Below are 25,175 nucleotides of genomic sequence, written 5' to 3'. Positions count from 1 at the left end.
CAGCTATAAAATCCCATTATTTGGGCGTTATGTAGCATACGGAGTCCGGTGAATGAGTGATGCGTCAGGAACTATATTAAAAATTATTTCTTCAGTTGCTTCTCCTAAGGCCGCTGTGAAATTTATATCTATAGCGATAGTTCTTACACTATCATGGAATTATTTAAATGTTACGTTAGATTCTTTTGGAACATCTTTTGAGCATAAGAGCATAGTCTTATTGTTTATATCGATTGGTGTAGGATCCTTGTGCGGTGAGTTAAGTACCGTTTGTGGTGGCATAATTTATAAGGGTACATTAGGTCGATATGTCAAAGCCAAAACAGCAAAAGAGCAAAAATTAGAAGAAGCCAAAAAGCGTGAGAAATTATTAAGTCACTTCAAGCTCACATATAAACATTTATCATTTAGTACTAAAGAGCTTTTGTGGGAACTTGCAAATGAACCTCAATCTGTTTGGGATGATGATGAGTCTAACATTCCTTTTAGGTCTCTATTAGAAAATGGTTACATTAAACAAGTTGCTTGTCTTAACGAGCATGAGAGTTTATATAAATTACACCCTGATATAGCTGAACATCTTAGCGGTTGTAAAGAAAAAGAAATAAATCAAATTATAGAGTCTTTTTTAAAAGAAAATAGCGAACCGCAAATAGACTTAATAGAAACTATTACATCTCATGATTACTTGCCAAAGGTGAATTACAGCGACTTTTCTGAAATAAGCCGAAAAGCTTCTCCTATTGTAAATTTCAATGTGAATTATGGTAGTGATTTTGATGACTTCTCTAATAGTATTAAAGGGTTTGAAATTTCACTAAATAAATGCTTCGAATCTAGCCTTGGTGAAAAATTACAAAAAAGCTTTTATTCAAGAAACTTTTTAGTCTCTGGTGAGGAAATAGCTGCTACATAACAAGGGTTTTCAAGTCGGACAAATTACAGTTGGCTTTTTGTTCGTGCCTCACTTATTTTAGCCAACTACAATTTGCCGCTTAAAACGGCGTTGAGGCTGTAGAATTACTCTTTTTAGGAACATACACAACTATTCTTGGTTGGTTGCTTTTTAACCTTGAATCCATCTATTCGCTGTGATCTAATAGATATTATTCACCCATGGTAAACTGTTATGGCTAACTATAAGCCTGACTTATCCTGTCAAAATAAATTCATTCCTATCAATTTCGCTGAGCAGATTCTGCCTGGCACATTTGAATATGCCCTTTGTTATATCGTCGAAAATAAACTCGATTTATCGGGATTTGACGCGTGGTATAACAACGACAAAACGGGCGCTGCTGCGTATCCGCCTTCGGTAATGTTAAAGATTATTTTACTGGGCTATGCACATGGTTTAATTAGTAGTCGCCGAATTGCTAAAGCGTGTGAGACGAACATTTTATTTATGAGTGTGTCGGGTGATATCCAGCCACATTACACATCTATAGCGGGTTTTGTGGCTAAAATGCATGAACAGATTGAGCCACTTTTTACGCAAGTGCTGATGATATGTGATGAGGAAGACTTGATAGGCCGCAACATGTTTGCCATTGATGGATGTAAATTAAAGTCCAATGCGAGTAAAGAGTGGAGTGGCACATTCGATGAGTTAGGCCGCAAAAAAGCAAAACTAGAACGCGCAAGTAAACGTATTATTGAACGCCACCAATCAGAAGATGGTCTGGGCGAAGAGTTGATAACTCAGGACTTAAAACAAAAAGAAAAGCTGGATAAAAGTGCAGATAAAATTACCGAGTTCTTAGCCACTCACAAAGAAAAAATAGGCAGTAAAGGCAAGCCTGTTAAAAGTAATATCACTGACCCTGATAGCGCGAAAATGACCACGTCAAAAGGGACAATTCAAGGCTATAACGGCATAGCGATAAACGATGACAAACATCAAATCATCCTGCAAGCACAAGCGTGGGGGTCGGTGGGCGAACAACAAACTCTACAGCCAGCTGTTAAGCAATTAAAACAGCAACTCGCTAAACTCAATACAGAAAAAATGGCAGATAAACACACCATTAAATTCACCGCAGACAGCGGGTTTAACAGCGAAGTGAACCTTGAATATATGGCGAAAAGTGGGTTCGATACCTACATTGCGGATAATCAGTTTAGAAAACGAAATCCGCTGTTTAAAGACAGCGAAACATACGAAACGGAGCAAGAAAAGCGCCGGCTAAAACGCAGCAAAGGCAAGCCACGCTTATTTACCTCAGATGATTTTCATTATGATGAAGCAACCCAAACATGCCGCTGCCCAGCAGGTAATGATATGTGGCGAAGTGGTATAAATGTAAAAAGTCACAATCAGCAATACACGCGATTCTGCGGTTACTTAAAAGACTGTAAAGCGTGCCCGCTACAACAGCAATGCATGCGAAAACCACCGATAGACAGGGGACGACAAGTTCAGTTTATAAATAATGAATCACGCAAAAAGCTGAGCTATGTAGACAAAATGAAAGTAAAAATAGATAGCCCCATAGGGCGACGACAATACAGTAAGCGATTAGGCTGTATTGAGCCAGTGTTCGGAAACATTACAGTGAATAAAGGGATGAATAAATTGACCTTACGGGGTCAAACGAAAGTGAACGCCCAATGGCAACTGTATTGCCTTGTTCATAATATAGAAAAGCTGAAAAACACGATGCATTAAGAGAGGCAACCCCTTTTAAGCCAAAATAAAGCCACTGAAACACCCGTAACTCCTTCCAAAACGCCAGTTAAAACAATACCAAACCAGCTTTTATATTCTATGAAAAATACAGTAATCAATTGAATCAAAATTGGAACTCAGCTATGGTCTATTTATCAATAAAAATAAATTTAAAAACGAGTTAATCTACAGGCTCGTTAGCAATCGGGGTTTAGCCGCTCATGAAAGAATATGATCAGGTCGGTTCAAAGTATCGAAAAACAAGATCATCGGATATAGGCGTCGCAGATGTTTTGAGTCTTATTGAACAATTTGGCAGAAAGATTTCAGTGTTGGATCTTGGGTGTGGTAATGGATTTCCTATCGCTGTTGCTGCCCATAGACATGCTTCTCATTATGTTGGGATTGATTCTTCAAAGGTATTGGCTGAGGAGTTCACCTCCAACGTGTTAGGAGCTGAAATTCTTATTGCAAGTATGGATGAAGTTGATCTAGGTGGGAGGAAGTTCGATTTTGTTTTTGGATTTGGAAGTGTTTTTCATTTGCCTCCTGAAAAACAAAGGAAGGCCTTACGGAAAGCAGCCGAAGTTGTTGAGCTGAACGGAGTTCTGATGTTTACCTCTTCAAGGGAAGATGGTTATTGTACTGGAAACGTTGCAGGAGTAACCGTTCCACATTGGTCCTTGGGCGAAGATGGTTACGTTGAGTTGCTAGAAAGTTGTGGTCTATCTTACAAGGGCTGGAAAATGGCGAGCGGCGGAAACTGCATGTTCATTTTTAATAAAAAATCTGCTAACAAGTCAAGTAAGCCGGACGCTGAAAAGCGCGCCGCTTCTTGAAGCGTTAGCTATACAAGGAAATTGCGTATCAAACTTCTAGCACTATTTACACTACTTCTTCCTGCTCTCGTACATGCTGGAAAAACCTATGAACAATTCCCAGACGAAGTAGATCCTAATAGCAAATATGTATTTTATTCACATGGAAAAATTGTTGAAGGAAAAAATACTAATCCAATACACCCTAGCTGGGGGGAATATGACTTCCCGAAAGTTAAAGAAGCTCTATCAAGTAATAACTACACTCTCGTTGCATATCACAGACCCGAAAATACCAACCCCAAAAAATTCGCCCTGAAATTGTCAAATGACGTTCAAAAATTAATTTCTCTTGGGGTTAAACCTCAAAATATATCACTTGTAGGTTTCTCGCGTGGCGGTGAAATTACAATTTTAGCTTCAAATAATTTACAGAACCCAGATGTTAATATTATTCTTCTAGCTAGCTGCGCTAGCTTTATGAAGAATAGAGAACTTTTCAAAGTTTACGGTAAGGTTTTTTCAATTTATGAAACATCTGATATGGTTGGCTCTTGCCAATTCCTGATAAACCAAAGTACTAATGTAAGTTCATTTAATGAAGTATCTATTAGTACAGGTAAAGAGCATGGCGCATTCTTTAAACCAATTTCAGATTGGATTAAACCCGTTAAAAAATGGCTTGGTGGCAATGTATAGCTAATCGGGTAGCCGGAGGTCTCTAACCTCCAGCCCCCACACCACCCATCATGCGGGTCCGCAATGGGCGGTTCATCTCCCGTAATGAATACCGATCCAAATATCTCTCAATGACACTAAACCTTGTGATGCTAAATAGTCATTGCCTAGCGCAATGTTAATTCCTTTTGTTTTTGAGCTTCGACAAGGCCCTTTACTGGTGATACCACAGGCTATCGCGAGTCGTTCGCTAACACCCAGTTTTATTAAACTGCGTACTTTCGTACGTGGTTTACGCCATTGCCGCCAGTAGCACATTCTTATCCTACGGCGGATCCAATGATCTAAATCCACCGTTAACTGATAAGCGTTGGCTATTAGGTAATAGTGTCCCCAGCCACGTAAATACTGCGTGAGTTTATGAATTTGTAGGGTCATTGAGATCCCCCAGTTGCGGTTAGTGAGTTCTCTTACATTTGCTTTAAATTTCTTTAGCGCCTGTTCGTGGATCTGCACTTGAGCGTAGCGGAAGGTAAACCCAAGAAATTTCGAGCCTGATACGGGACCGACTCGACTTTTCGATTCATTCACTTTGAGTTTTAATCGCTGAGTGATAAACGCAGTAATTTCCCGTTGGATTATTAGCCCTTCACTTTTCGTTTTTACTAAAATGATTATGTCATCAGCGTAACGTGCAAACTTAAGGTGTTTGTAGGTTAGCTTCTTATCTAATTCATCGAGTAAAATATTGGAAAGTAAAGGGGATAATGGCCCACCTTGAGGGACTCCTTTGGTTGACTCAAACCACAGACCCTTTTCGCGCTCTGCGATCCCTGCTCGTAGGTATTTACCGAGTAGGTGCATGAGTGCTTTGTCTTTGATTTTACGACCAACACGATTCATCAGCATGTCATGGTTTACCTCATCAAAGAACTTAGACAAGTCAATATCAACCGCTGTTTTGCAACCTTGTTTAACACAAGATTGAACATGGTCCACTGCTTGACTGGCTCTTTTATGAGGGCGATAACCATAACTATGTGGTGAAAATTGAGGCTCAAAGAAAGGGCTAATCACTTGAGCAATGGCTTGTTGGATCACTCTGTCGATAACAGAGGGGATCCCAAGCATTCGCTCACCGCCATCAGGTTTAGGTATTATCACGCGTTTGACTGGCAAGGGTTGATAAGTGCCGTTAAGTAATTGTTGTTTAATACCCAGCCAATGTAACTTAGCGAAGTGATTAAATTCCTCAATACTCATATTATCAATACCGGCAGCCCCTTTATTGCGCTTAACATGTTGCCATGAAGCGCTAATATTGTGGTTGCTCAGTACCCTTGCCATCAGGTCATGATTTGTTTGGTTGTATTCATTCGAGGTATTATTCACCATAGAACGCTGTTCATCACTATCACAACACGGTGATCTATGTGAATTCAAGTTCATTTGTAGTATCTCCTCTGGTTAAGATGTTCAGGCCTTCACCATGTCTTATCCATTACGATAAGTGTTGGGCTACTCGGCAACTGCTCCTGCGTTGCTCTACCTCCTGCATCCATGCAGTCGTATGCCGTCTGCTGACTTCTGATAAATCACTCTAGCGATTACTCGATAAAGCGCGTCTAAACTAACGCTTGTTTACTGCTATTTCGCTCGCTGTAGGTCGCAGCAACCAGAGCGCCTAGGTTTTAAAGACCAGTCCCTAACTGGTAATCTTCAAGCATTAGCGCGGATGCGTGTTTATCAGATCTCCCCGAATAAGGTGCATCGACTTTCTCTGCACAACTGCATCATTTACGGTGGCCGTTAGATCACATGACTTCGCTATCTTGTGCTAGCTCGTCTCCAGCCTACGCCTCATATGATGTTTTTGTTCATCAGCTCGCAGATTTGCTAGCGGCTTCCTCCAGACTATCTCTCGCGATTTAGCCCTTGCCATTCGCTAGTAGTTATCGTTTAATAACAGCATGTTATTTAAACGGTGATCTTCCTACAGAGGACTTTCACCTCATAAGTCAATGCCCATGTCGGGCGTACACAAGGCAATTAAACGGAAAAATTACAGTTGGCTGTTTTTCGTTCCTCAAACATTTTAGCCAACTGTAATTTTCCGCTTATTGCGGCGTTGAGGCTGTAGAATTACTCTTTTTAGGAACATACACAACTATTCTTGGTTGGTTGCTTTTTAACCTTGAATCCATCTATTCGCTGTGATCTAATAGATATTATTCACCCATGGTAAACTGTTATGGCTAACTATAAGCCTGACTTATCCTGTCAAAATAAATTCATTCCTATCAATTTCGCTGAGCAGATTCTGCCTGGCACATTTGAATATGCCCTTTGTTATATCGTCGAAAATAAACTCGATTTATCGGGATTTGACGCGTGGTATAACAACGACAAAACGGGCGCTGCTGCGTATCCGCCTTCGGTAATGTTAAAGATTATTTTACTGGGCTATGCACATGGTTTAATTAGTAGTCGCCGAATTGCTAAAGCGTGTGAGACGAACATTTTATTTATGAGTGTGTCGGGTGATATCCAGCCACATTACACATCTATAGCGGGTTTTGTGGCTAAAATGCATGAACAGATTGAGCCACTTTTTACGCAAGTGCTGATGATATGTGATGAGGAAGACTTGATAGGCCGCAACATGTTTGCCATTGATGGATGTAAATTAAAGTCCAATGCGAGTAAAGAGTGGAGTGGCACATTCGATGAGTTAGGCCGCAAAAAAGCAAAACTAGAACGCGCAAGTAAACGTATTATTGAACGCCACCAATCAGAAGATGGTCTGGGCGAAGAGTTGATAACTCAGGACTTAAAACAAAAAGAAAAGCTGGATAAAAGTGCAGATAAAATTACCGAGTTCTTAGCCACTCACAAAGAAAAAATAGGCAGTAAAGGCAAGCCTGTTAAAAGTAATATCACTGACCCTGATAGCGCGAAAATGACCACGTCAAAAGGGACAATTCAAGGCTATAACGGCATAGCGATAAACGATGACAAACATCAAATCATCCTGCAAGCACAAGCGTGGGGGTCGGTGGGCGAACAACAAACTCTACAGCCAGCTGTTAAGCAATTAAAACAGCAACTCGCTAAACTCAATACAGAAAAAATGGCAGATAAACACACCATTAAATTCACCGCAGACAGCGGGTTTAACAGCGAAGTGAACCTTGAATATATGGCGAAAAGTGGGTTCGATACCTACATTGCGGATAATCAGTTTAGAAAACGAAATCCGCTGTTTAAAGACAGCGAAACATACGAAACGGAGCAAGAAAAGCGCCGGCTAAAACGCAGCAAAGGCAAGCCACGCTTATTTACCTCAGATGATTTTCATTATGATGAAGCAACCCAAACATGCCGCTGCCCAGCAGGTAATGATATGTGGCGAAGTGGTATAAATGTAAAAAGTCACAATCAGCAATACACGCGATTCTGCGGTTACTTAAAAGACTGTAAAGCGTGCCCGCTACAACAGCAATGCATGCGAAAACCACCGATAGACAGGGGACGACAAGTTCAGTTTATAAATAATGAATCACGCAAAAAGCTGAGCTATGTAGACAAAATGAAAGTAAAAATAGATAGCCCCATAGGGCGACGACAATACAGTAAGCGATTAGGCTGTATTGAGCCAGTGTTCGGAAACATTACAGTGAATAAAGGGATGAATAAATTGACCTTACGGGGTCAAACGAAAGTGAACGCCCAATGGCAACTGTATTGCCTTGTTCATAATATAGAAAAGCTGAAAAACACGATGCATTAAGAGAGGCAACCCCTTTTAAGCCAAAATAAAGCCACTGAAACACCCGTAACTCCTTCCAAAACGCCAGTTAAAACAATACCAAACCAGCTTTTATATTCTATGAAAAATACAGTAATCAATTGAATCAAAATTGGAACTCAGCTATGGTCTATTTATCAATAAAAATAAATTTAAAAACGAGTTAATCTACAGGCTCGTTAGATTTTGGGACAACCTATGACATCAATAGCAAACGAGGCGGCCTTTTTCAGATTCATGGAAGGAAATGGGCCTGCAAGTGAAGGTGGTAAGAGAAACTACTTATCTTGGCTTCGCTATGTCAATGAGTTGTATGATGTCGATTACGATAACCTGAGTTCAGAAGATATAGATAATATATTTCAAACATTAAGAGAAACACAAAGTATCCGTGAGAGATATACATCAAATTCCGCTGTGTCTGACATTAAATCGGCTTTAAATAAGTATTTAGCGTTTATATCACGAAACGAAAACGTATCTAGTGTTGTCTCCGATATCTCTTCCATAATTGAAGCAGGCTCTACAACTATAAAGGCAGAAATTGAAGCTAGGTTGGGGCAAGGTAAGTATCGCAAAGGTGTTATAGCTCTTTGGCGGAAGTGTGCTGTAACAGAATTTGATCGTATTGATTTACTTATTGCTTCACACATTAAGCCTTGGAGCCAGTCAACAAATTCGGAGCGAATTGATCCAAACAATGGATTACTTTTGTCTCCAACATTAGATAAGCTATTTGATCGTGGATATATAAGCTTTACTGATAAGGGTAGCCTCATTGTATCCCCTCTACTAGCCGAGCGAGATTTACGAAAGTTAGGTGTTAACGAGTCAATGAAACTCTATAAGATTGAGGTCGGTTGCCTGCCGTACCTAAAGTTTCATAGAGAGGCCGTTTTTGTCAAACAAATCTAACAAGTTGCTGCACGCGGACACATACTGCTACGCTCATTTTTGTGTATGTCGCTGCGCTCCAATTTTACACAAAAACGCTCTCCGCAGTATGTGCCGGTGAGCAAAGCGTTATAAGGCATTTCATTTAGCCTTTTTAGGTTGGTTTTGTCAGGCCAATAATCAGCGGAATTTATTGCGAAGTTTGCATCATCAACTTTGTTTCAAGTTTGCTAGAATTAACAGGCTTTCCAAAACCTAAACGTCGTTACTTGCTGTGTTTTGTACTTCAAGTGCGGTAGCCTGTTTGAGTGTCCAAAACCGAGTTTTAGTCGGGGATTTAAAATTGGTTTTTAGCGTCGTTCGTCAATGCGCTTCGCTGAGAGTTAATCTTAAATTGAAAAGGGGAATCACATCGTATTGTGGTTTCCAATTGTAGGTTGAATCGGTTGACCTTATAACAACACGCCCTGAGGTGGACAGCAAGCGCTAAAGCTCATTTTCCACCGCAAATTTTAACAGCGGTGATCCCTTACTTTTCAATGCAGTTAAGTAAGTTGATTCATCGTAGGGCGTATGTGTCTTCCAGCACCTAAATAGGATTCGTATCCACTTAAATGCCAATGATCTGATGATGGTATTATGGGGTTTTCCTTTGGCTTCTTGCTGCCGATAATAGGCTTTTGCCCAAAATGAATAGCGCACAGATAATCCTGCCCATTCCACAAATGTTTGCCTTAAAAATTTAGTGCACGAGTATCGCCAGTGTATCCATTCTTTCTTGCCACTGCGTTCGGTTACTGGAGCAATGCCTGCGTATTTTTGTATGTCAGCGGCGCACTTATAGCGGTCACGATTTGATCCCATAGCGGCTAATAATCGAGGTGCTAATTGTGGCCCCGCCCCAGGTAAACTATCAAAAATAGCGCGATCTGTATGTTGCTTATAAAGTGTTTTAATTTCGTCATCAAATCGTGTTATTGCCAACATCAGCTGTTTAAGTTGCGGAACGAGGCATTCAATAAGCAATAAATTTGGCGTGATCACCGCCATATCTTCGGTGAGTATTTCTGCATCCTTGATTTCTTTTATCCGCTTTTCATTAACGAGTGGATAGCGGGAATTATGTTGATTAAAGAAGTCGAGTAGTGTTTGTTTCCTCGCTTTTTTAGCGTGAGCAAGAGAGGGCCAGCGCAGTAAGAAGTCACAGAATATTTGAGTGTCTTTTTCTTTAAACCAATCAATCACGTGGGGATAATAATTTTTTAGCGTTGTGGCTATTTTATTGGTTAAATTAACACGATCTTGTACTAGTTTACGTCTGTATTCGACAAGCTGCGCAAGACACCTAACGTCCTCTGAATCCGGCCTAATAACCGTTAATTTATCCATATGAAGTTGTAAAATTTCAACTTGAATAATCGCATCAGTAGGATCATCTTTAGCCCCGCTGTGCGTAAATGCTGCACGGTATTTAGCAACACTTGATGGGTTAATCACAAATAATACAATGTGCTTAAATTTACTGAGTGCATATATAAGTGGGCCTTTTTTTAGCTCACACGCGACAGCAACAGATCTGCCGTTGTAGCGTTGTTTTAACTCAAGCGCCCATGCATTAATTGACTTAGGCTCAGAGGAAATCACACTTAAATGTTGTGTATTTGTGTCACGATATATTTCACAAATATCGTGTTTACGGTCAGCCCAATCGATCCCGATAAGGGCAGCAAAATCTGAGACGTTAAAGGCTTCCATTTTGGGCCTCCTAGAGGTAAAGTGAAAGAATAAATAGAGGCTAATAGTGTTTCTCGCAGGTCTTATAGATAGTCGGTATTACGACAATCCCTGAGTATGCGTATTGAAACAAATAACTCCTGTTGATCCGAAAGTCTTGTTACAAACATTAATTGTTTCCGCTCAAATATTCGTGATCAACAGAAGCATATTCCATGTATTAATGAGATAGGTAAATACATTAATTAATGGAACGGAGTAACTATAAGTCACTCAAAAGGACAAATAACAGTTGGTTTTTGCTCCTTCGTCGCGTATTTTAACCAACTGATATTTGCCTCTTAGTGAGGCGTTATGTGTATGTATCTATTCGTGGTGTAACTTTTGCAATTTGCATCTTTTGTAAAAAGCGTTCAACCTCTTCTAATGATTCTGTTGGAAGGTTGTGATTTTTATTAAATTCAATTTGTCCTTTTAAGGAATCGAACATGTTAAATTTTTCAGTCATAATTGCATCAGATTCATTAGCATTACGTAAACTCCCATTTTCTCTGACTAGAACCATCGATTGTTCGTAGAATGGTAAGGCAAGCTCAGTATTTCCACTTTCATGTAATGCATCTCCAATCAAACGGGCGTCATTGCGGTTCATCTCAGTTGGGTCAATAGATTTTGCTAGTTCATGTACTACTGACTTTTCTTTAACCGGCTCTTCTTTACCTGTAGACGGCAATATTTTTCCGTTGTATGGTGTAGTTTGTGTCTTTTGAATATAACTAGCTCTTGTGATTTCCATATTTAAGGTCTTGTAAAATAAAATGTAGTAATGAAGATAAGCAAGTACCGTACCAAATACACATAACAACACGCCCTGAGGTGGACAGCAAGCGCTAAAGCTCACTTTCCACCGCAAATTTTAACAGCGGTGATCCCTTACTTTTCAATGCAGTTAAGTAAGTTGATTCATCGTAGGGCGTATGTGTTTTCCAGCACCTAAATAGGATTCGTATCCACTTAAATGCCAATGATCTGATGATGGTATTATGAGGTTTTCCTTTGGCTTCTTGCTGCCGATAATAGGCTTTAGCCCAAAATGAATAACGCACAGATAATCCTGCCCATTCCACAAATGTTTGCCTTAAAAATTTAGTGCACGAGTATCGCCAGTGTATCCATTCCTTCTTGCCACTGCGTTCGGTCACTGGAGCAATGCCTGCGTATTTTTGTATGTCAGCGGCGCACTTATAGCGGTCACGATTTGACCCCATAGCGGCTAATAATCGAGGTGCTAATTGTGGGCCTGCACCGGGTAAACTATCAAAAATAGCGCGATCTGTATGTTGCTTATAAAGCGTTTTAATTTCGTCATCAAATCGTGTTATTGCCAACATTAGCTGTTTAAGTTGCGGAACGAGGCATTCAATAAGTCTTGAATTCGTAACTATTCAGCCACATTTTCAATAAATATATCAGGTAACTGATTTTTGAAGAGTAATTCAAGGGCTAGGCTTGCTGATACATGCTGTTTTCTGCAAGTCGATAGGTAGCTTCTGATTAAACAAAACATCTCTGCACCTTGCATGCTTCTGAAGCACCCAGATATCTTTTGATGAACCTTGGTCATCCTAATATCATTCTCACCTTGGTTGTTGCTAAAAGGCACCGCTGTTTCCGTCATGAACCGTAAGACATCATCTTGATAATCTCTTAACCGCTCTAACAACGCTCTAGACTTTGTTCGTTTCAATCTGCCTCGCTGGCCTTTTACTCGGCTGTTTCTATCCGGTGGAGGGCATTTAATGTCACCTTGAGCCAATATTTGTTGATATTTCTCTATATAGTGAGCTTTTGTGTCTGCATCTAGCTCGGGGTTATCTATTTGATGTTTATTGATTTCAGTCAGTAGGGTTTGCAAATCCTTTGCCCATTGCATACCGTCTTGCTCCCATGCCCTTTCTAACTCTCGGATATGATGTGCATTACACAAGGCATGTTGGCACTGTGTATATTGATAATACGGTTTCCAGTGGTCGTGGCATAGTACCCCAGTAAAGTGAGGTAAAATATCGGCGTCATCCATCGCTATTTTCCCTCTTTTCTCATGCGGGTAAAAATACGTCCACCACGTCGTTGATGCACCATGAAGCCATCGTCGTTTACCACCTATATTAATCCCCGTTTCATCAACGTGTAAGGCTTGATAAGTCGTTTTCAGGGCTTTCTTGAGCGCGGCTTCTGCGCCGGAGGACTTTACCAAGGCCGCTGCTTGTTCATTAAAGTTAAATAAACTACCCGCACTGATTGGAATACCGAGTTGATCACAAAAATATTCTTCAATGCGGTTGTAAGGGAGTAATTGATATTGGGATAGGTAAACTGCATGGGCTTTTACACCAACCCCATATTGAATAGGACTGTTAACGTCTTCTGGAAATTCACCAATAAAACGCTTACCTTGCTCATTTTCCAGAATTTGTGCTTGGTATTCAGTGACCACTTTCCTGATATCTATATCGACAACCTGTCGTTTTTGAAAGCCAATTTCACGGTAGTGACCTTTCGGTAAAAAATCACGTTCAACTAGGATGATTTTGATCTCATCAGGCGTCTGTGTTTGGGTTAGTGTTTTACCTGCACGGCCTTTTTGACCACCCGCTGACTTGGCTGATTTCTCTTTGTTTTGTTTTTTTCGGTTGATGTCTTTTGATGGCGGGATACTGCTATTGTTACTGTTAAGTCCTAATTTACTTGCTAACATAACAACGACAACCAGAATGAGTTCAATAGACATCTTCAGCGCAGGCGTGAGAGTTTTACCTTCTTGTAATTGAGCTTTGGTTTTCTCAACGATTTCGTCGATGTTGATGCTGTTTAAATTCATTGAAGCTAGGGCTATTAGGTCATAGCCCTAGCTTGGCATACTGGCGGGATCGGTCAATAGTTAAAAAAGATCCTTTGAAAATAATTTACCATGGTGAATAGTTACTTGAATTCAAGTATTAAGTGCAATCATTATGCAGCCACCAGAACTTCTGATTGCCCCGTAAATAACTCATGAGGGGTTTTATACCCTCTTGTTTTTCTTGGCCGATGGTTGAGCTTATCAACTGCCGCCTGTATTTCTGCTTCACTTAGCGACATAAAGTCAGTTCCCTTGGGGAAGAAGCGTCTAAGTAAGCCGTTGGTATTCTCATTTATGCCCCGCTCCCATGATGAATATGGGTGAGCGAAATACACATCCGCTTCTAATTTTTGTGCAATATGCTCATGGTGAGCAAACTCTTTTCCATTATCTAAAGTCACGGTAATAACCTTACCTTTATAGGGTGTCATACACTTGATCAGCGCATCGGCTGTTATTTTCGCATGCTTGCTTTCAATTCTGTGAACGACTGTATATAACGTTTTACGTTCAACCATTGTAACAAGGGCATTTTTACGCCCTTTGCCTATCACTGTATCGCCCTCCCAATCACCAATCCTAGACTTTGAATCCACAATACTTGGGCGTTCATCAATACTGACTCGATTAACTATCTGTCCACGTTTATCGTAGCTTCCATAGCGTTTTTTATACTTTTTACATGCACGAGTGAGTGTCTTATGTAGTTCACCACCACGAGCCTTGTCTCTGTAAATATATTGATAAATCGTTTCATGATGCAAAACGACCTTTTTCTCTAAAGCTAAGCGGCCTGCCACCTGCTCTGGCGAAAGTCCGTCAACCAACAATTTATTAATCCAGTCAGTAACATCATCTGTTAACTTACTTGCTTTGAAAGATGACTTGCGTCTTTGCTCTGCAAAATTATTGGCTTGGTTAGGTCGATAGCCTTTAAGCCCTTTATTGCGTTTTAACTCTCTAGAGATAGATGACGGTGAACGAGTGAGTTCATCAGCTATCTGTTTTTGGTTATTTCCTGCTTTTATTAACGCGTAAATCTGGTATCTTTCTGCTTGTGTCAGCTGTTTATATTTCATTAAAGCAATTTCCTTTGGCGAGAGAATGGCCGAATTATAACAGCTGGCCATCTAATCTGAGAAATTGCACTTATTATCCGAATTTAGGAGTAATAAGTTTGGCGTGATCACCGCCATATCTTCGGTGAGAATTTCAGCATCTTTTATTTCTTTTATCCGCTTTTCATTAACGAGTGGGTAGCGGGAATTATGTTGATTAAAGAAGTCGAGTAGTGTTTGTTTCCTCGCTTTTTTAGCGTGAGCAAGAGAGGGCCAGCGCAGTAAGAAGTCACAGAATATTTGAGTGTCTTTTTCTTTAAACCAATCAATCACGTGGGGATAATAATTTTTTAGCGTTGTGGCTATTTTATTGGTTAAATTAACACGATCTTGTACTAGTTTACGTCTGTATTCGACAAGCAGGGCGCGAGCATACTTTGTTAAAAATGTTAACCAAAAAGAAGTTCTTCTCTAAAAGCATCATCATAACAAGCTCTTACACACTTACTTCTTATTGACCCCTTGCTTTTCGTATGCTGCTTTATCATGTTCCTAACGACGCGTCTAAATAGTGCCATATGTTGCGCACTTAATGGCTCATGTATTTGACAGGCATCTTCTTTAAATACGACATCCAGTATCCAGTGTTGCTGATTTTCTATCAGCCAATGTTGTCTTATTGCTTTACTTATCAATATATTGTCTGTCAACGATGTTAGGTAGTAATGTGTGTCAATACTCGTTCTATTACCCTTCGTTCGCTCTCGCTGCACCGCAACGATTGTTCTAACTGATGGCCAGCTCTCTTTAATTTCACTCGGTAATAAACGCGCATCAAGACAATCTATCGTGCGTACTTCTTTTCGCCCATGCCCTTCATCTTGTGTTACATGACTAAGTATCTCTGAGTTTTCAGATTCATACTGGTGTGTAAATGCATCTTGAATCGCGCTATAAAGTTTCTTTTGATTACCCTTTGCTTGCACTAGATAATCTGCATGTCTGCTAATTAGCTGTTTTAGCGTTTCTTTTTGGCAGTGCAAAGCATCAAGTGTAATGACGGTGTTATTGATATCGAGTATTTTCAATAAATCCCGAACTGCCGGTATTTCATTCGTCTTACTGCCAACTGTTTGGTGGAATAATGTGAGACCTGCTTCACAATCAAATGCTGAGACGAGATGTAATTTATCAGCAATGTGTTTACTTGCTCCGCGAATAGTTTTGCCATCGAAGGCAATGACAGGATGCGCTGACTTAACGCGGTTTTGATTGACCCAGCTATACATCGCGAGTAGTAATGAGTCAGTATCAACGGTTCTAAAAATCCGAGCAATACTATGTCGAGTGGGTATGCCATTTTTGAAAGAACGAAATCCTCTTAACCAATTAAGCTTACTTTCGCCATAGACTTCAATGTCTTGCCAGTTTTCACACCCTGATGTAACGGCAGTAATAATAAGAAAAAGCACATCAACTAAGTTATGGTGCTGATTTATATGTGAACGATTATCTTTGACGAGTTCTAAATGTGAGAAGAGTGACATAATAAGTTTAAGGTGATGAAATTTATGGTATTAGATCATAAAATTTGTTTATTTACAAAGTGTGATCCCGCCCTGATTCGACAAGCTGCGCAAGACACCTAACGTCCTCTGAATCCGGCCTAATAACCGTTAATTTATCCATGTGAAGTTGTAAGATTTCAACTTGAATAATTGCATCAGTAGGATCATCTTTAGCCCCGCTGTGCGTAAATGCAGCACGGTATTTAGCAACACTTGATGGGTTAATCACAAATAATACAATGTGCTTAAATTTACTGAATGCATATATAAGTGGGCCTTTTTTTAGCTCACACGCGACAGCAACAGATCTGCCGTTGTAGCGTTGTTTTAACTCAAGCGCCCATGCATTAATTGACTTAGGTTCAGAGGAAATCACACTTAAATGTTGTGTATTTGTGTCACGATTTATTTCACAAATATCGTGTTTACGGTCAGCCCAATCGATCCCGATAAGGGCTGCAAAATCTGAGACGTTAAAGGCTTCCATTTTGGGCCTCCTAGAGGTAAAGTGAAAGAATAAATAGAGGCTAATAGTGTTTCTCGCAGGTCTTATAGATAGTCGGCATTACGACAATCCCTGAGTATGCGTATTGAAACAAATAACTCCTGTTGATCCGAAAGTCTTGTTACAAACATTGATTGTTTCCGCTCAAATATTCGTGATCAACAGAAGCATATTCCATGTATTAATGAGATAGGTAAATACATTAATTAATGGAACGGAGTAACTATAAGCCATTCAAGCAGGACAAATAACAGTTGGCTATTTGCTCCTTCGTCGCTTATTTTAGCCAACTATTATTTGCCTCTTAATGGGGCGTTGGTGCGTCAAGCTAAGCTTGATCCATCTTGCAGGGTGCAAGTCCCTGTCGGGCAAGGTCTAACTAACCTCCTGTATCGAGTGTTGCGCCTTTGGCGGAGTGTGGGATTAGCAATTGCTTTTCAGTTATGAGGATAGCATCACACGAACAAGATTGGCGAAGCGTACACAGAGAATTATGTAGGCCATAGGGGTTATCGTGATCCTGAAGTGCTGATATCGCTCCGATAAATATTAGATCTGACTGACGAGGTTTGCAACGCCACCGAAGTCCATGCAAAACAGCCGTGTTAGTAAGGTTGTGGCGAGTCAGCGGAGTTTCAAAGCCGTGGCATGTATAAAGAGATGGTTTGAGAACTTGAGAGATCCAAAGGTGTTCCACAAGGATGGTGGTAGGAAAGCTTAACGAAAAGCAAAGCTAACGATGACCTTTTGGAAGTCAGATCAGCCCATAGTAGTCTGGGCAGGGGAAAGCCCTGTACATGGCGAAGGAGCTGACAGTTATATCGGGTACTAAGTTGACACATAGACCGGACAAAGTAGGGCTGGAAATATTATGACAACAACACTTAATACCCTTGCATTTAAAGCACATACTCACCCTAAGCACAGGTTTCAGAATCTATATGGATTGCTAGATGCCGCAAGCCTGTATGAAAGCTGGGGTCAACTCAATAAATTAGCCAGTCCGGGTATTGATGGCATTACGATGCCAAAATACAAGTTGACGTTAATTGAAAATATCGAACGTTTAAGTCAGCAACTCAAACAGAAAAGTTATCGAGTTAATGATATTAAACGCATCTACATCCCAAAATCCAATGGTAAAGAACGACCGCTAGGGCTTCCAACAGTTGATGACAAACTTGTGCAACAAAGTGTTAGTCAGATCCTGCAAAGTATCTGGGAGCAAGACTTTATGCGCAATAGCTATGGGTATAGGCCGAATAAAAGTGCACATCAAGCAGTACATAGCCTAACAATGAATCTTCAATTTAAAGGATATGGTTATATCGTTGAAGCTGACATTAAAGGCTTCTTCGACAACCTTGAGCATGAATGGCTGATGAAAATGTTAGCGTTACGCATTGATGATAAGGCAATGCTTAATTTAATCAACCAGTGGTTAAAAGCGCGGATAAAATCACCCGATGGCGTATTCACTAAACCATCAAGTGGAAGCCCTCAAGGTGGAATTATCAGCCCAGTGTTGGCTAATATATATCTGCATTATGCTTTAGATCTCTGGTTTGAAAAGAAAGTAAAGCCGAGGATGCGTGGAAGTGCAATGATGATCCGCTATGCAGACGATTTTGTTTGCGCATTTCAATTTGCAAATGACGCAGAGCGCTTTTATAAAGTGTTACCCAAGCGATTAAAGAAATTTAATTTAGACGTTGCGCAAGACAAAACCTCGCTAATGCGATTTAGTAGATTTCATGTTGGTCGAAAACGTCACTTTGTATTTCTAGGGTTTGAGTTCTATTGGGGCACAGATTCAAATGGTAAGCCACGACTTAGGCGACGAACGGCTGCGAAGAAGCAAAAGGCGACGCTGAGTGAATATTATCGATGGATCAAAGCAAGGTATTCATTAAAATTGAAAAGCTGGCTACCTCAATTGAGACGAAAACTGTTAGGATTTAGAAATTACTTTGGTTTACCAGACAACAGCCGAAGCTTATCCACAATATATGACTATGTGCTACATAGTTTATATAAATGGTTGAACAGACGCAGTGGTCGACAAAGTTATAACTGGAGTAATTTCAAGAAGATGATAGGGTATTTTAACATTGAGAGTATCAAAGTCAGCAAGCGAAATATCCTTGTTGATTGGTACTAGGGTCGTGTGTTTTTTTTACACGAGTGAATATATAACTGAAGAGCCGGATGCGGTAGTTCCGCACGTCCGGATCTGTGTGGGGTCGGCCTAGCAATAGGTCGCTCTACCACGATGTGCGTCAAGCTAAGCTTGATCCATCTTGCAGGGTGCAAGTCCCTGTCGGGCAAGGTCTAACTAACCTCCTGTATCGAGTGTTGCGCCTTTGGCGGAGTGTGGGATTAGCAATTGCTTTTCAGTTATGAGGATAGCATCACACGAACAAGATTGGCGAAGCGTACACAGAGAATTATGTAGGCCATAGGGGTTATCGTGATCCTGAAGTGCTGATATCGCTCCGATAAATATTAGATCTGACTGACGAGGTTTGCAACGCCACCGAAGTCCATGCAAAACAGCCGTGTTAGTAAGGTTGTGGCGAGTCAGCGGAGTTTCAAAGCCGTGGCATGTATAAAGAGATGGTTTGAGAACTTGAGAGATCCAAAGGTGTTCCACAAGGATGGTGGTAGGAAAGCTTAACGAAAAGCAAAGCTAACGATGACCTTTTGGAAGTCAGATCAGCCCATAGTAGTCTGGGCAGGGGAAAGCCCTGTACATGGCGAAGGAGCTGACAGTTATATCGGGTACTAAGTTGACACATAGACCGGACAAAGTAGGGCTGGAAATATTATGACAACAACACTTAATACCCTTGCATTTAAAGCACATACTCACCCTAAGCACAGGTTTCAGAATCTATATGGATTGCTAGATGCCGCAAGCCTGTATGAAAGCTGGGGTCAACTCAATAAATTAGCCAGTCCGGGTATTGATGGCATTACGATGCCAAAATACAAGTTGACGTTAATTGAAAATATCGAACGTTTAAGTCAGCAACTCAAACAGAAAAGTTATCGAGTTAATGATATTAAACGCATCTACATCCCAAAATCCAATGGTAAAGAACGACCGCTAGGGCTTCCAACAGTTGATGACAAACTTGTGCAACAAAGTGTTAGTCAGATCCTGCAAAGTATCTGGGAGCAAGACTTTATGCGCAATAGCTATGGGTATAGGCCGAATAAAAGTGCACATCAAGCAGTACATAGCCTAACAATGAATCTTCAATTTAAAGGATATGGTTATATCGTTGAAGCTGACATTAAAGGCTTCTTCGACAACCTTGAGCATGAATGGCTGATGAAAATGTTAGCGTTACGCATTGATGATAAGGCAATGCTTAATTTAATCAACCAGTGGTTAAAAGCGCGGATAAAATCACCCGATGGCGTATTCACTAAACCATCAAGTGGAAGCCCTCAAGGTGGAATTATCAGCCCAGTGTTGGCTAATATATATCTGCATTATGCTTTAGATCTCTGGTTTGAAAAGAAAGTAAAGCCGAGGATGCGTGGAAGTGCAATGATGATCCGCTATGCAGACGATTTTGTTTGCGCATTTCAATTTGCAAATGACGCAGAGCGCTTTTATAAAGTGTTACCCAAGCGATTAAAGAAATTTAATTTAGACGTTGCGCAAGACAAAACCTCGCTAATGCGATTTAGTAGATTTCATGTTGGTCGAAAACGTCACTTTGTATTTCTAGGGTTTGAGTTCTATTGGGGCACAGATTCAAATGGTAAGCCACGACTTAGGCGACGAACGGCTGCGAAGAAGCAAAAGGCGACGCTGAGTGAATATTATCGATGGATCAAAGCAAGGTATTCATTAAAATTGAAAAGCTGGCTACCTCAATTGAGACGAAAACTGTTAGGATTTAGAAATTACTTTGGTTTACCAGACAACAGCCGAAGCTTATCCACAATATATGACTATGTGCTACATAGTTTATATAAATGGTTGAACAGACGCAGTGGTCGACAAAGTTATAACTGGAGTAATTTCAAGAAGATGATAGGGTATTTTAACATTGAGAGTATCAAAGTCAGCAAGCGAAATATCCTTGTTGATTGGTACTAGGGTCGTGTGTTTTTTACACGAGTGAATATATAACTGAAGAGCCGGATGCGGTAGTTCCGCACGTCCGGATCTGTGTGGGGTCGGCCTAGCAATAGGTCGCTCTACCACGATGTGCGTCAAGCTAAGCTTGATCCATCTTGCAGGGTGCAAGTCCCTGTCGGGCAAGGTCTAACTAACCTCCTGTATCGAGTGTTGCGCCTTTGGCGGAGTGTGGGATTAGCAATTGCTTTTCAGTTATGAGGATAGCATCACACGAACAAGATTGGCGAAGCGTACACAGAGAATTATGTAGGCCATAGGGGTTATCGTGATCCTGAAGTGCTGATATCGCTCCGATAAATATTAGATCTGACTGACGAGGTTTGCAACGCCACCGAAGTCCATGCAAAACAGCCGTGTTAGTAAGGTTGTGGCGAGTCAGCGGAGTTTCAAAGCCGTGGCATGTATAAAGAGATGGTTTGAGAACTTGAGAGATCCAAAGGTGTTCCACAAGGATGGTGGTAGGAAAGCTTAACGAAAAGCAAAGCTAACGATGACCTTTTGGAAGTCAGATCAGCCCATAGTAGTCTGGGCAGGGGAAAGCCCTGTACATGGCGAAGGAGCTGACAGTTATATCGGGTACTAAGTCAACACATAGACCGGACAAAGTAGGGCTGGAAATATTATGACAACAACACTTAATACCCTTGCATTTAAAGCACATACTCACCCTAAGCACAGGTTTCAGAATCTATATGGATTGCTAGATGCCGCAAGCCTGTATGAAAGCTGGGGTCAACTCAATAAATTAGCCAGTCCGGGTATTGATGGCATTACGATGCCAAAATACAAGTTGACGTTAATTGAAAATATCGAACGTTTAAGTCAGCAACTCAAACAGAAAAGTTATCGAGTTAATGATATTAAACGCATCTACATCCCAAAATCCAATGGTAAAGAACGACCGCTAGGGCTTCCAACAGTTGATGACAAACTTGTGCAACAAAGTGTTAGTCAGATCCTGCAAAGTATCTGGGAGCAAGACTTTATGCGCAATAGCTATGGGTATAGGCCGAATAAAAGTGCACATCAAGCAGTACATAGCCTAACAATGAATCTTCAATTTAAAGGATATGGTTATATCGTTGAAGCTGACATTAAAGGCTTCTTCGACAACCTTGAGCATGAATGGCTGATGAAAATGTTAGCGTTACGCATTGATGATAAGGCAATGCTTAATTTAATCAACCAGTGGTTAAAAGCGCGGATAAAATCACCCGATGGCGTATTCACTAAACCATCAAGTGGAAGCCCTCAAGGTGGAATTATCAGCCCAGTGTTGGCTAATATATATCTGCATTATGCTTTAGATCTCTGGTTTGAAAAGAAAGTAAAGCCGAGGATGCGTGGAAGTGCAATGATGATCCGCTATGCAGACGATTTTGTTTGCGCATTTCAATTTGCAAATGACGCAGAGCGCTTTTATAAAGTGTTACCCAAGCGATTAAAGAAATTTAATTTAGACGTTGCGCAAGACAAAACCTCGCTAATGCGATTTAGTAGATTTCATGTTGGTCGAAAACGTCACTTTGTATTTCTAGGGTTTGAGTTCTATTGGGGCACAGATTCAAATGGTAAGCCACGACTTAGGCGACGAACGGCTGCGAAGAAGCAAAAGGCGACGCTGAGTGAATATTATCGATGGATCAAAGCAAGGTATTCATTAAAATTGAAAAGCTGGCTACCTCAATTGAGACGAAAACTGTTAGGATTTAGAAATTACTTTGGTTTACCAGACAACAGCCGAAGCTTATCCACAATATATGACTATGTGCTACATAGTTTATATAAATGGTTGAACAGACGCAGTGGTCGACAAAGTTATAACTGGAGTAATTTCAAGAAGATGATAGGGTATTTTAACATTGAGAGTATCAAAGTCAGCAAGCGAAATATCCTTGTTGATTGGTACTAGGGTCGTGTGTTTTTACACGAGTGAATATATAACTGAAGAGCCGGATGCGGTAGTTCCGCACGTCCGGATCTGTGTGGGGTCGGCCTAGCAATAGGTCGCTCTACCACGATAGGCTGTAGAATTACTCTTTTTAGGAACGTATCCAACTATTCTTGGTTGGTTGCTTTTTAACCTTGAAACCATCTGTTCGCTGTGATCTAATAGATATTATTCACCCACGGTAAACTGTTATGGCTAACTACAAGCCTGACTTATCCTGTCAAAATAAATTCATTCCTATCAATTTCGCTGAGCAAATTTTGCCAGGCACATTTGAATATGCCCTTTGTTATATCGTCGAGAATAAACTCGATTTATCGGGATTTGACGCGTGGTATAACAATGACAAAACGGGCGCTGCTGCGTATCCGCCCACGGTAATGCTAAAGATTATTTTACTGGGCTATGCACATGGTTTGATCAGTAGCCGCCGAATTGCAAAAGCTTGCGAGCATAATATTTTATTTATGAGTGTGTCGGGAGATATCCAGCCGCATTACACATCAATAGCGGGCTTCGTGGCTAAAATGCATGAACAGATTGAGCCGCTTTTTACGCAAGTGCTGATGATATGTGATGAGGAAGACTTGATAGGCCGCAACATGTTTGCCATTGATGGGTGTAAATTAAAGTCCAATGCGAGTAAAGAGTGGAGTGGCACATTCGATGAGTTAGGTCGCAAAAAAGCAAAACTAGAACGTGCAAGCAAACGTATTATTGAACGCCACCAATCACAAGATGGGCTGGGCGAAGAATTGATAACTCAGGACTTAAAACAAAAAGAAAAGCTGGATAAAAGTGCAAATAAAATCACCGAGTTCTTAGCCACTCACGAAGAAAAAACAGGTAGTAAAGGCAAGCCTGTTAAAAGTAATATCACTGACCCAGATAGTGCGAAGATGACGACCTCAAAAGGCACAATTCAAGGCTACAACGGCATCGCGATAAACGATGATAAACATCAAATCATCCTGCAAGCATAAGCGTGGGGCTCAGTGGGCGAACAACAAACTTTACAGCCAGCCGTTGCACAATTAAAACAGCAGCTTGCTAAACTCAATACAGAAAAAATGGCAGATAAACACACCATCAAATTCACCGCAGACAGTGGGTTTAACAGCGAAGTAAATCTTGAGTTTATGGCGCAAAGTGGGTTCGATACGTACATTGCGGATAACCAATTTAGAAAACGAAATCCGCTGTTTAAAGCCAGCGAAACATACGAAACAGAGCAAGAAAAACGCAGACTAAAACGCAGCAAAGGCAAGCCACGATTATTTACCTCAGATGATTTTCATTATGATGAAGCAACCCAAACATGCCGCTGCCCAGCAGGTAATGATATGTGGCGAAGTGGTATAAATGTAAAAAGCCACAACCAGCAATACACGCGATTCTGCGGTTATTTAAAAGACTGTAAAACGTGCCCGCTACAGCAGCAATGCATGCGAAAACCACCGATAGACAGGGGACGACAAGTTCAGTTTATAAATAATGAATCACGCAAAAAGCTGAGCTATGTAGACAAAATGAAAGTAAAAATAGATAGCCCAATCGGACGGCGACAGTATAGTAAAAGACTTGGTTGTATTGAGCCCGTGTTTGGCAATATTACAGTGAATAAAGGCATGAATAAATTGACCTTACGGAGCCAAGCGAAAGTGAACGCCCAATGGCAACTGTATTGCCTTGTTCATAATATAGAAAAGCTGAAAAACACGATGCATTAAGAGAGGCAACCCCTTTTAAGCCAAAATAAAGCCACTGAAACACCCGTAACTCCTTCCAAAACTCGAATAAAACCCACACTAAACACTTTTTAATATTCTGCGTAAAAACACAGAAATCAATTGAACCAAAATTGGAACTCAGCTATGGTCTATTTATCAATAAAAATAAATTTAAAAACGAGTTAATCTACAGGCTCGTTATGTGTGAATACTAAAAGAGTAATGGAGTAGATATGGCTTACGAAAGAATTATGGGTATCGATGTCACTGATGAAGATGAATATCAGAAGTATAGAGATTTGATGACTCCGATGTTACAGGCAGTTGGTGGTGATTTTGGATATGATTTCAAAGTTTCAGAGGTGTTGAAATCAAAATCAGATGAAAACATTAATCGTGTGTTCACTCTCGACTTCCCAAATGAGAAGGTAATGAATGACTTCTTTTCATCTGAGCAGTATCTTGCAGTGAAGAAAAAGCATTTTGATGGTTCTGTAGGCGGTAGAACAGTCATATCCCTAAATGAAAAAAACACATAATCGGGTAGCCGGAGGTCTCTAACCTCCAGCCCCCACACCACCCATCATGCGGGTCCGCAATGGGCGGTTCATCTCCCGTAATGAATACCGATCCAAATATCTCTCAATGACACTAAACCTTGTGATGCTAAATAGTCATTGCCTAGCGCAATGTTAATTCCTT

17 protein-coding genes and 3 pseudogenes are annotated in these 25,175 nt (G+C 40.6%); 11 read left to right on the top strand and 9 right to left on the bottom strand.

Annotated features, from left to right (window positions below; genetic code table 11):
* The first annotated feature begins 52 nt into the window (after positions 1-52).
* From AC0VZ4_RS15475 to AC0VZ4_RS15460, 4 genes are all read left to right on the top strand, one after another.
* Positions 53-916, top strand: coding sequence for a hypothetical protein (locus tag AC0VZ4_RS15475; RefSeq protein ID WP_475440098.1), 864 nt, complete (start codon positions 53-55; stop codon positions 914-916).
* Positions 917-1,129: 213 nt separating this feature from the next.
* Complete coding sequence (locus tag AC0VZ4_RS15470) at positions 1,130-2,668, top strand: transposase (RefSeq protein WP_475439616.1); 1,539 nt, start codon at positions 1,130-1,132, stop codon at positions 2,666-2,668.
* Between the two features lie 221 nt (positions 2,669-2,889).
* On the top strand, positions 2,890-3,507 hold the full coding sequence (locus AC0VZ4_RS15465) for a class I SAM-dependent methyltransferase (protein ID WP_475440097.1): 618 nt from the start codon (positions 2,890-2,892) through the stop codon (positions 3,505-3,507).
* Between the two features lie 21 nt (positions 3,508-3,528).
* Positions 3,529-4,185 carry an alpha/beta hydrolase gene (locus AC0VZ4_RS15460; protein WP_475440096.1) on the top strand — a complete coding sequence of 219 codons (657 nt, stop codon included), beginning with the start codon at positions 3,529-3,531 and terminating at the stop codon, positions 4,183-4,185.
* Between the two features lie 72 nt (positions 4,186-4,257).
* Here the strand turns inward: AC0VZ4_RS15460 and ltrA (AC0VZ4_RS15455) are convergent, their stop codons facing one another.
* Entirely contained in the window at positions 4,258-5,613 is a 1,356-nt protein-coding gene (gene ltrA, locus AC0VZ4_RS15455; RefSeq protein ID WP_475439586.1) for a group II intron reverse transcriptase/maturase, read from the bottom strand.
* A gap of 802 nt (positions 5,614-6,415) precedes the next feature.
* Between ltrA (AC0VZ4_RS15455) and AC0VZ4_RS15450 the strand changes: the two genes are divergently transcribed.
* Together AC0VZ4_RS15450 and AC0VZ4_RS15445 are read left to right on the top strand one after the other, a co-directional pair.
* Positions 6,416-7,954 (top strand): transposase, encoded by a 1,539-nt coding sequence (locus AC0VZ4_RS15450; protein WP_475439616.1) that lies wholly within the window; start codon positions 6,416-6,418, stop codon positions 7,952-7,954.
* A gap of 216 nt (positions 7,955-8,170) precedes the next feature.
* Entirely contained in the window at positions 8,171-8,887 is a 717-nt protein-coding gene (locus AC0VZ4_RS15445) for an HNH endonuclease (protein WP_475440095.1), read from the top strand.
* Between the two features lie 465 nt (positions 8,888-9,352).
* Here the strand turns inward: AC0VZ4_RS15445 and AC0VZ4_RS15440 are convergent, their stop codons facing one another.
* The 8 genes and pseudogenes from AC0VZ4_RS15440 to AC0VZ4_RS15405 form a co-directional block, all read right to left on the bottom strand.
* Positions 9,353-10,621 (bottom strand): IS110 family RNA-guided transposase, encoded by a 1,269-nt coding sequence (locus tag AC0VZ4_RS15440; protein WP_475440094.1) that lies wholly within the window; start codon positions 10,619-10,621, stop codon positions 9,353-9,355.
* A gap of 331 nt (positions 10,622-10,952) precedes the next feature.
* Entirely contained in the window at positions 10,953-11,501 is a 549-nt protein-coding gene (locus AC0VZ4_RS15435) for a hypothetical protein (protein WP_475440093.1), read from the bottom strand.
* A pseudogene (locus AC0VZ4_RS15430) lies at positions 11,491-12,045 on the bottom strand (transposase); the annotation flags it as partial. The gene AC0VZ4_RS15435 and the pseudogene AC0VZ4_RS15430, both read right to left, overlap by 11 nt.
* Positions 12,042-13,481, bottom strand: a complete 1,440-nt coding sequence (tnpC, locus tag AC0VZ4_RS15425) for an IS66 family transposase (protein ID WP_475439674.1) — start codon at positions 13,479-13,481, stop codon at positions 12,042-12,044. The pseudogene AC0VZ4_RS15430 and the gene tnpC, both read right to left, overlap by 4 nt.
* Positions 13,482-13,612: 131 nt before the next feature.
* On the bottom strand, positions 13,613-14,581 hold the full coding sequence (locus AC0VZ4_RS15420) for an IS30 family transposase (RefSeq protein WP_475441477.1): 969 nt from the start codon (positions 14,579-14,581) through the stop codon (positions 13,613-13,615).
* Between the two features lie 84 nt (positions 14,582-14,665).
* Positions 14,666-14,986, bottom strand: a pseudogene (locus tag AC0VZ4_RS15415) (IS110 family transposase); the annotation flags it as partial.
* A gap of 23 nt (positions 14,987-15,009) precedes the next feature.
* On the bottom strand, positions 15,010-16,107 hold the full coding sequence (locus AC0VZ4_RS15410; RefSeq protein ID WP_475439755.1) for an ISAs1-like element ISPsesp1 family transposase: 1,098 nt from the start codon (positions 16,105-16,107) through the stop codon (positions 15,010-15,012).
* Between the two features lie 52 nt (positions 16,108-16,159).
* A complete protein-coding gene (locus AC0VZ4_RS15405; RefSeq protein ID WP_475440092.1) occupies positions 16,160-16,615 on the bottom strand; it encodes an IS110 family transposase in 456 nt (151 codons plus the stop codon).
* A gap of 889 nt (positions 16,616-17,504) precedes the next feature.
* Here AC0VZ4_RS15405 and ltrA (AC0VZ4_RS15400) point away from each other — a divergent pair.
* The 5 genes and pseudogenes from ltrA (AC0VZ4_RS15400) (at position 17,505) to AC0VZ4_RS15380 (ending at position 25,012) form a co-directional block, all read left to right on the top strand.
* The gene (gene ltrA, locus AC0VZ4_RS15400) at positions 17,505-18,794 is read left to right on the top strand and encodes a group II intron reverse transcriptase/maturase (RefSeq protein ID WP_475439617.1); all 1,290 of its coding nucleotides are present in this window, start codon (positions 17,505-17,507) and stop codon (positions 18,792-18,794) included.
* Positions 18,795-19,460: 666 nt separating this feature from the next.
* On the top strand, positions 19,461-20,750 hold the full coding sequence (ltrA, locus tag AC0VZ4_RS15395) for a group II intron reverse transcriptase/maturase (RefSeq protein ID WP_475439617.1): 1,290 nt from the start codon (positions 19,461-19,463) through the stop codon (positions 20,748-20,750).
* 664 nt (positions 20,751-21,414) lie between these two features.
* Positions 21,415-22,704 carry a group II intron reverse transcriptase/maturase gene (gene ltrA, locus AC0VZ4_RS15390; RefSeq protein ID WP_475439617.1) on the top strand — a complete coding sequence of 430 codons (1,290 nt, stop codon included), beginning with the start codon at positions 21,415-21,417 and terminating at the stop codon, positions 22,702-22,704.
* A 230-nt stretch (positions 22,705-22,934) separates the two neighbouring features.
* Positions 22,935-24,473: pseudogene (locus AC0VZ4_RS15385) on the top strand (transposase).
* A 233-nt stretch (positions 24,474-24,706) separates the two neighbouring features.
* Positions 24,707-25,012 carry a DUF1330 domain-containing protein gene (locus AC0VZ4_RS15380; RefSeq protein WP_475440091.1) on the top strand — a complete coding sequence of 102 codons (306 nt, stop codon included), beginning with the start codon at positions 24,707-24,709 and terminating at the stop codon, positions 25,010-25,012.
* Positions 25,013-25,175: the final 163 nt, after the last annotated feature.

The sequence above is a fragment of the Pseudoalteromonas sp. QJM3NY_22 genome, from assembly GCF_056173065.1.
The sequence above is the reverse complement of the archived record's forward strand: the minus strand, read 5'-3'. Positions and strand labels throughout refer to the sequence as shown.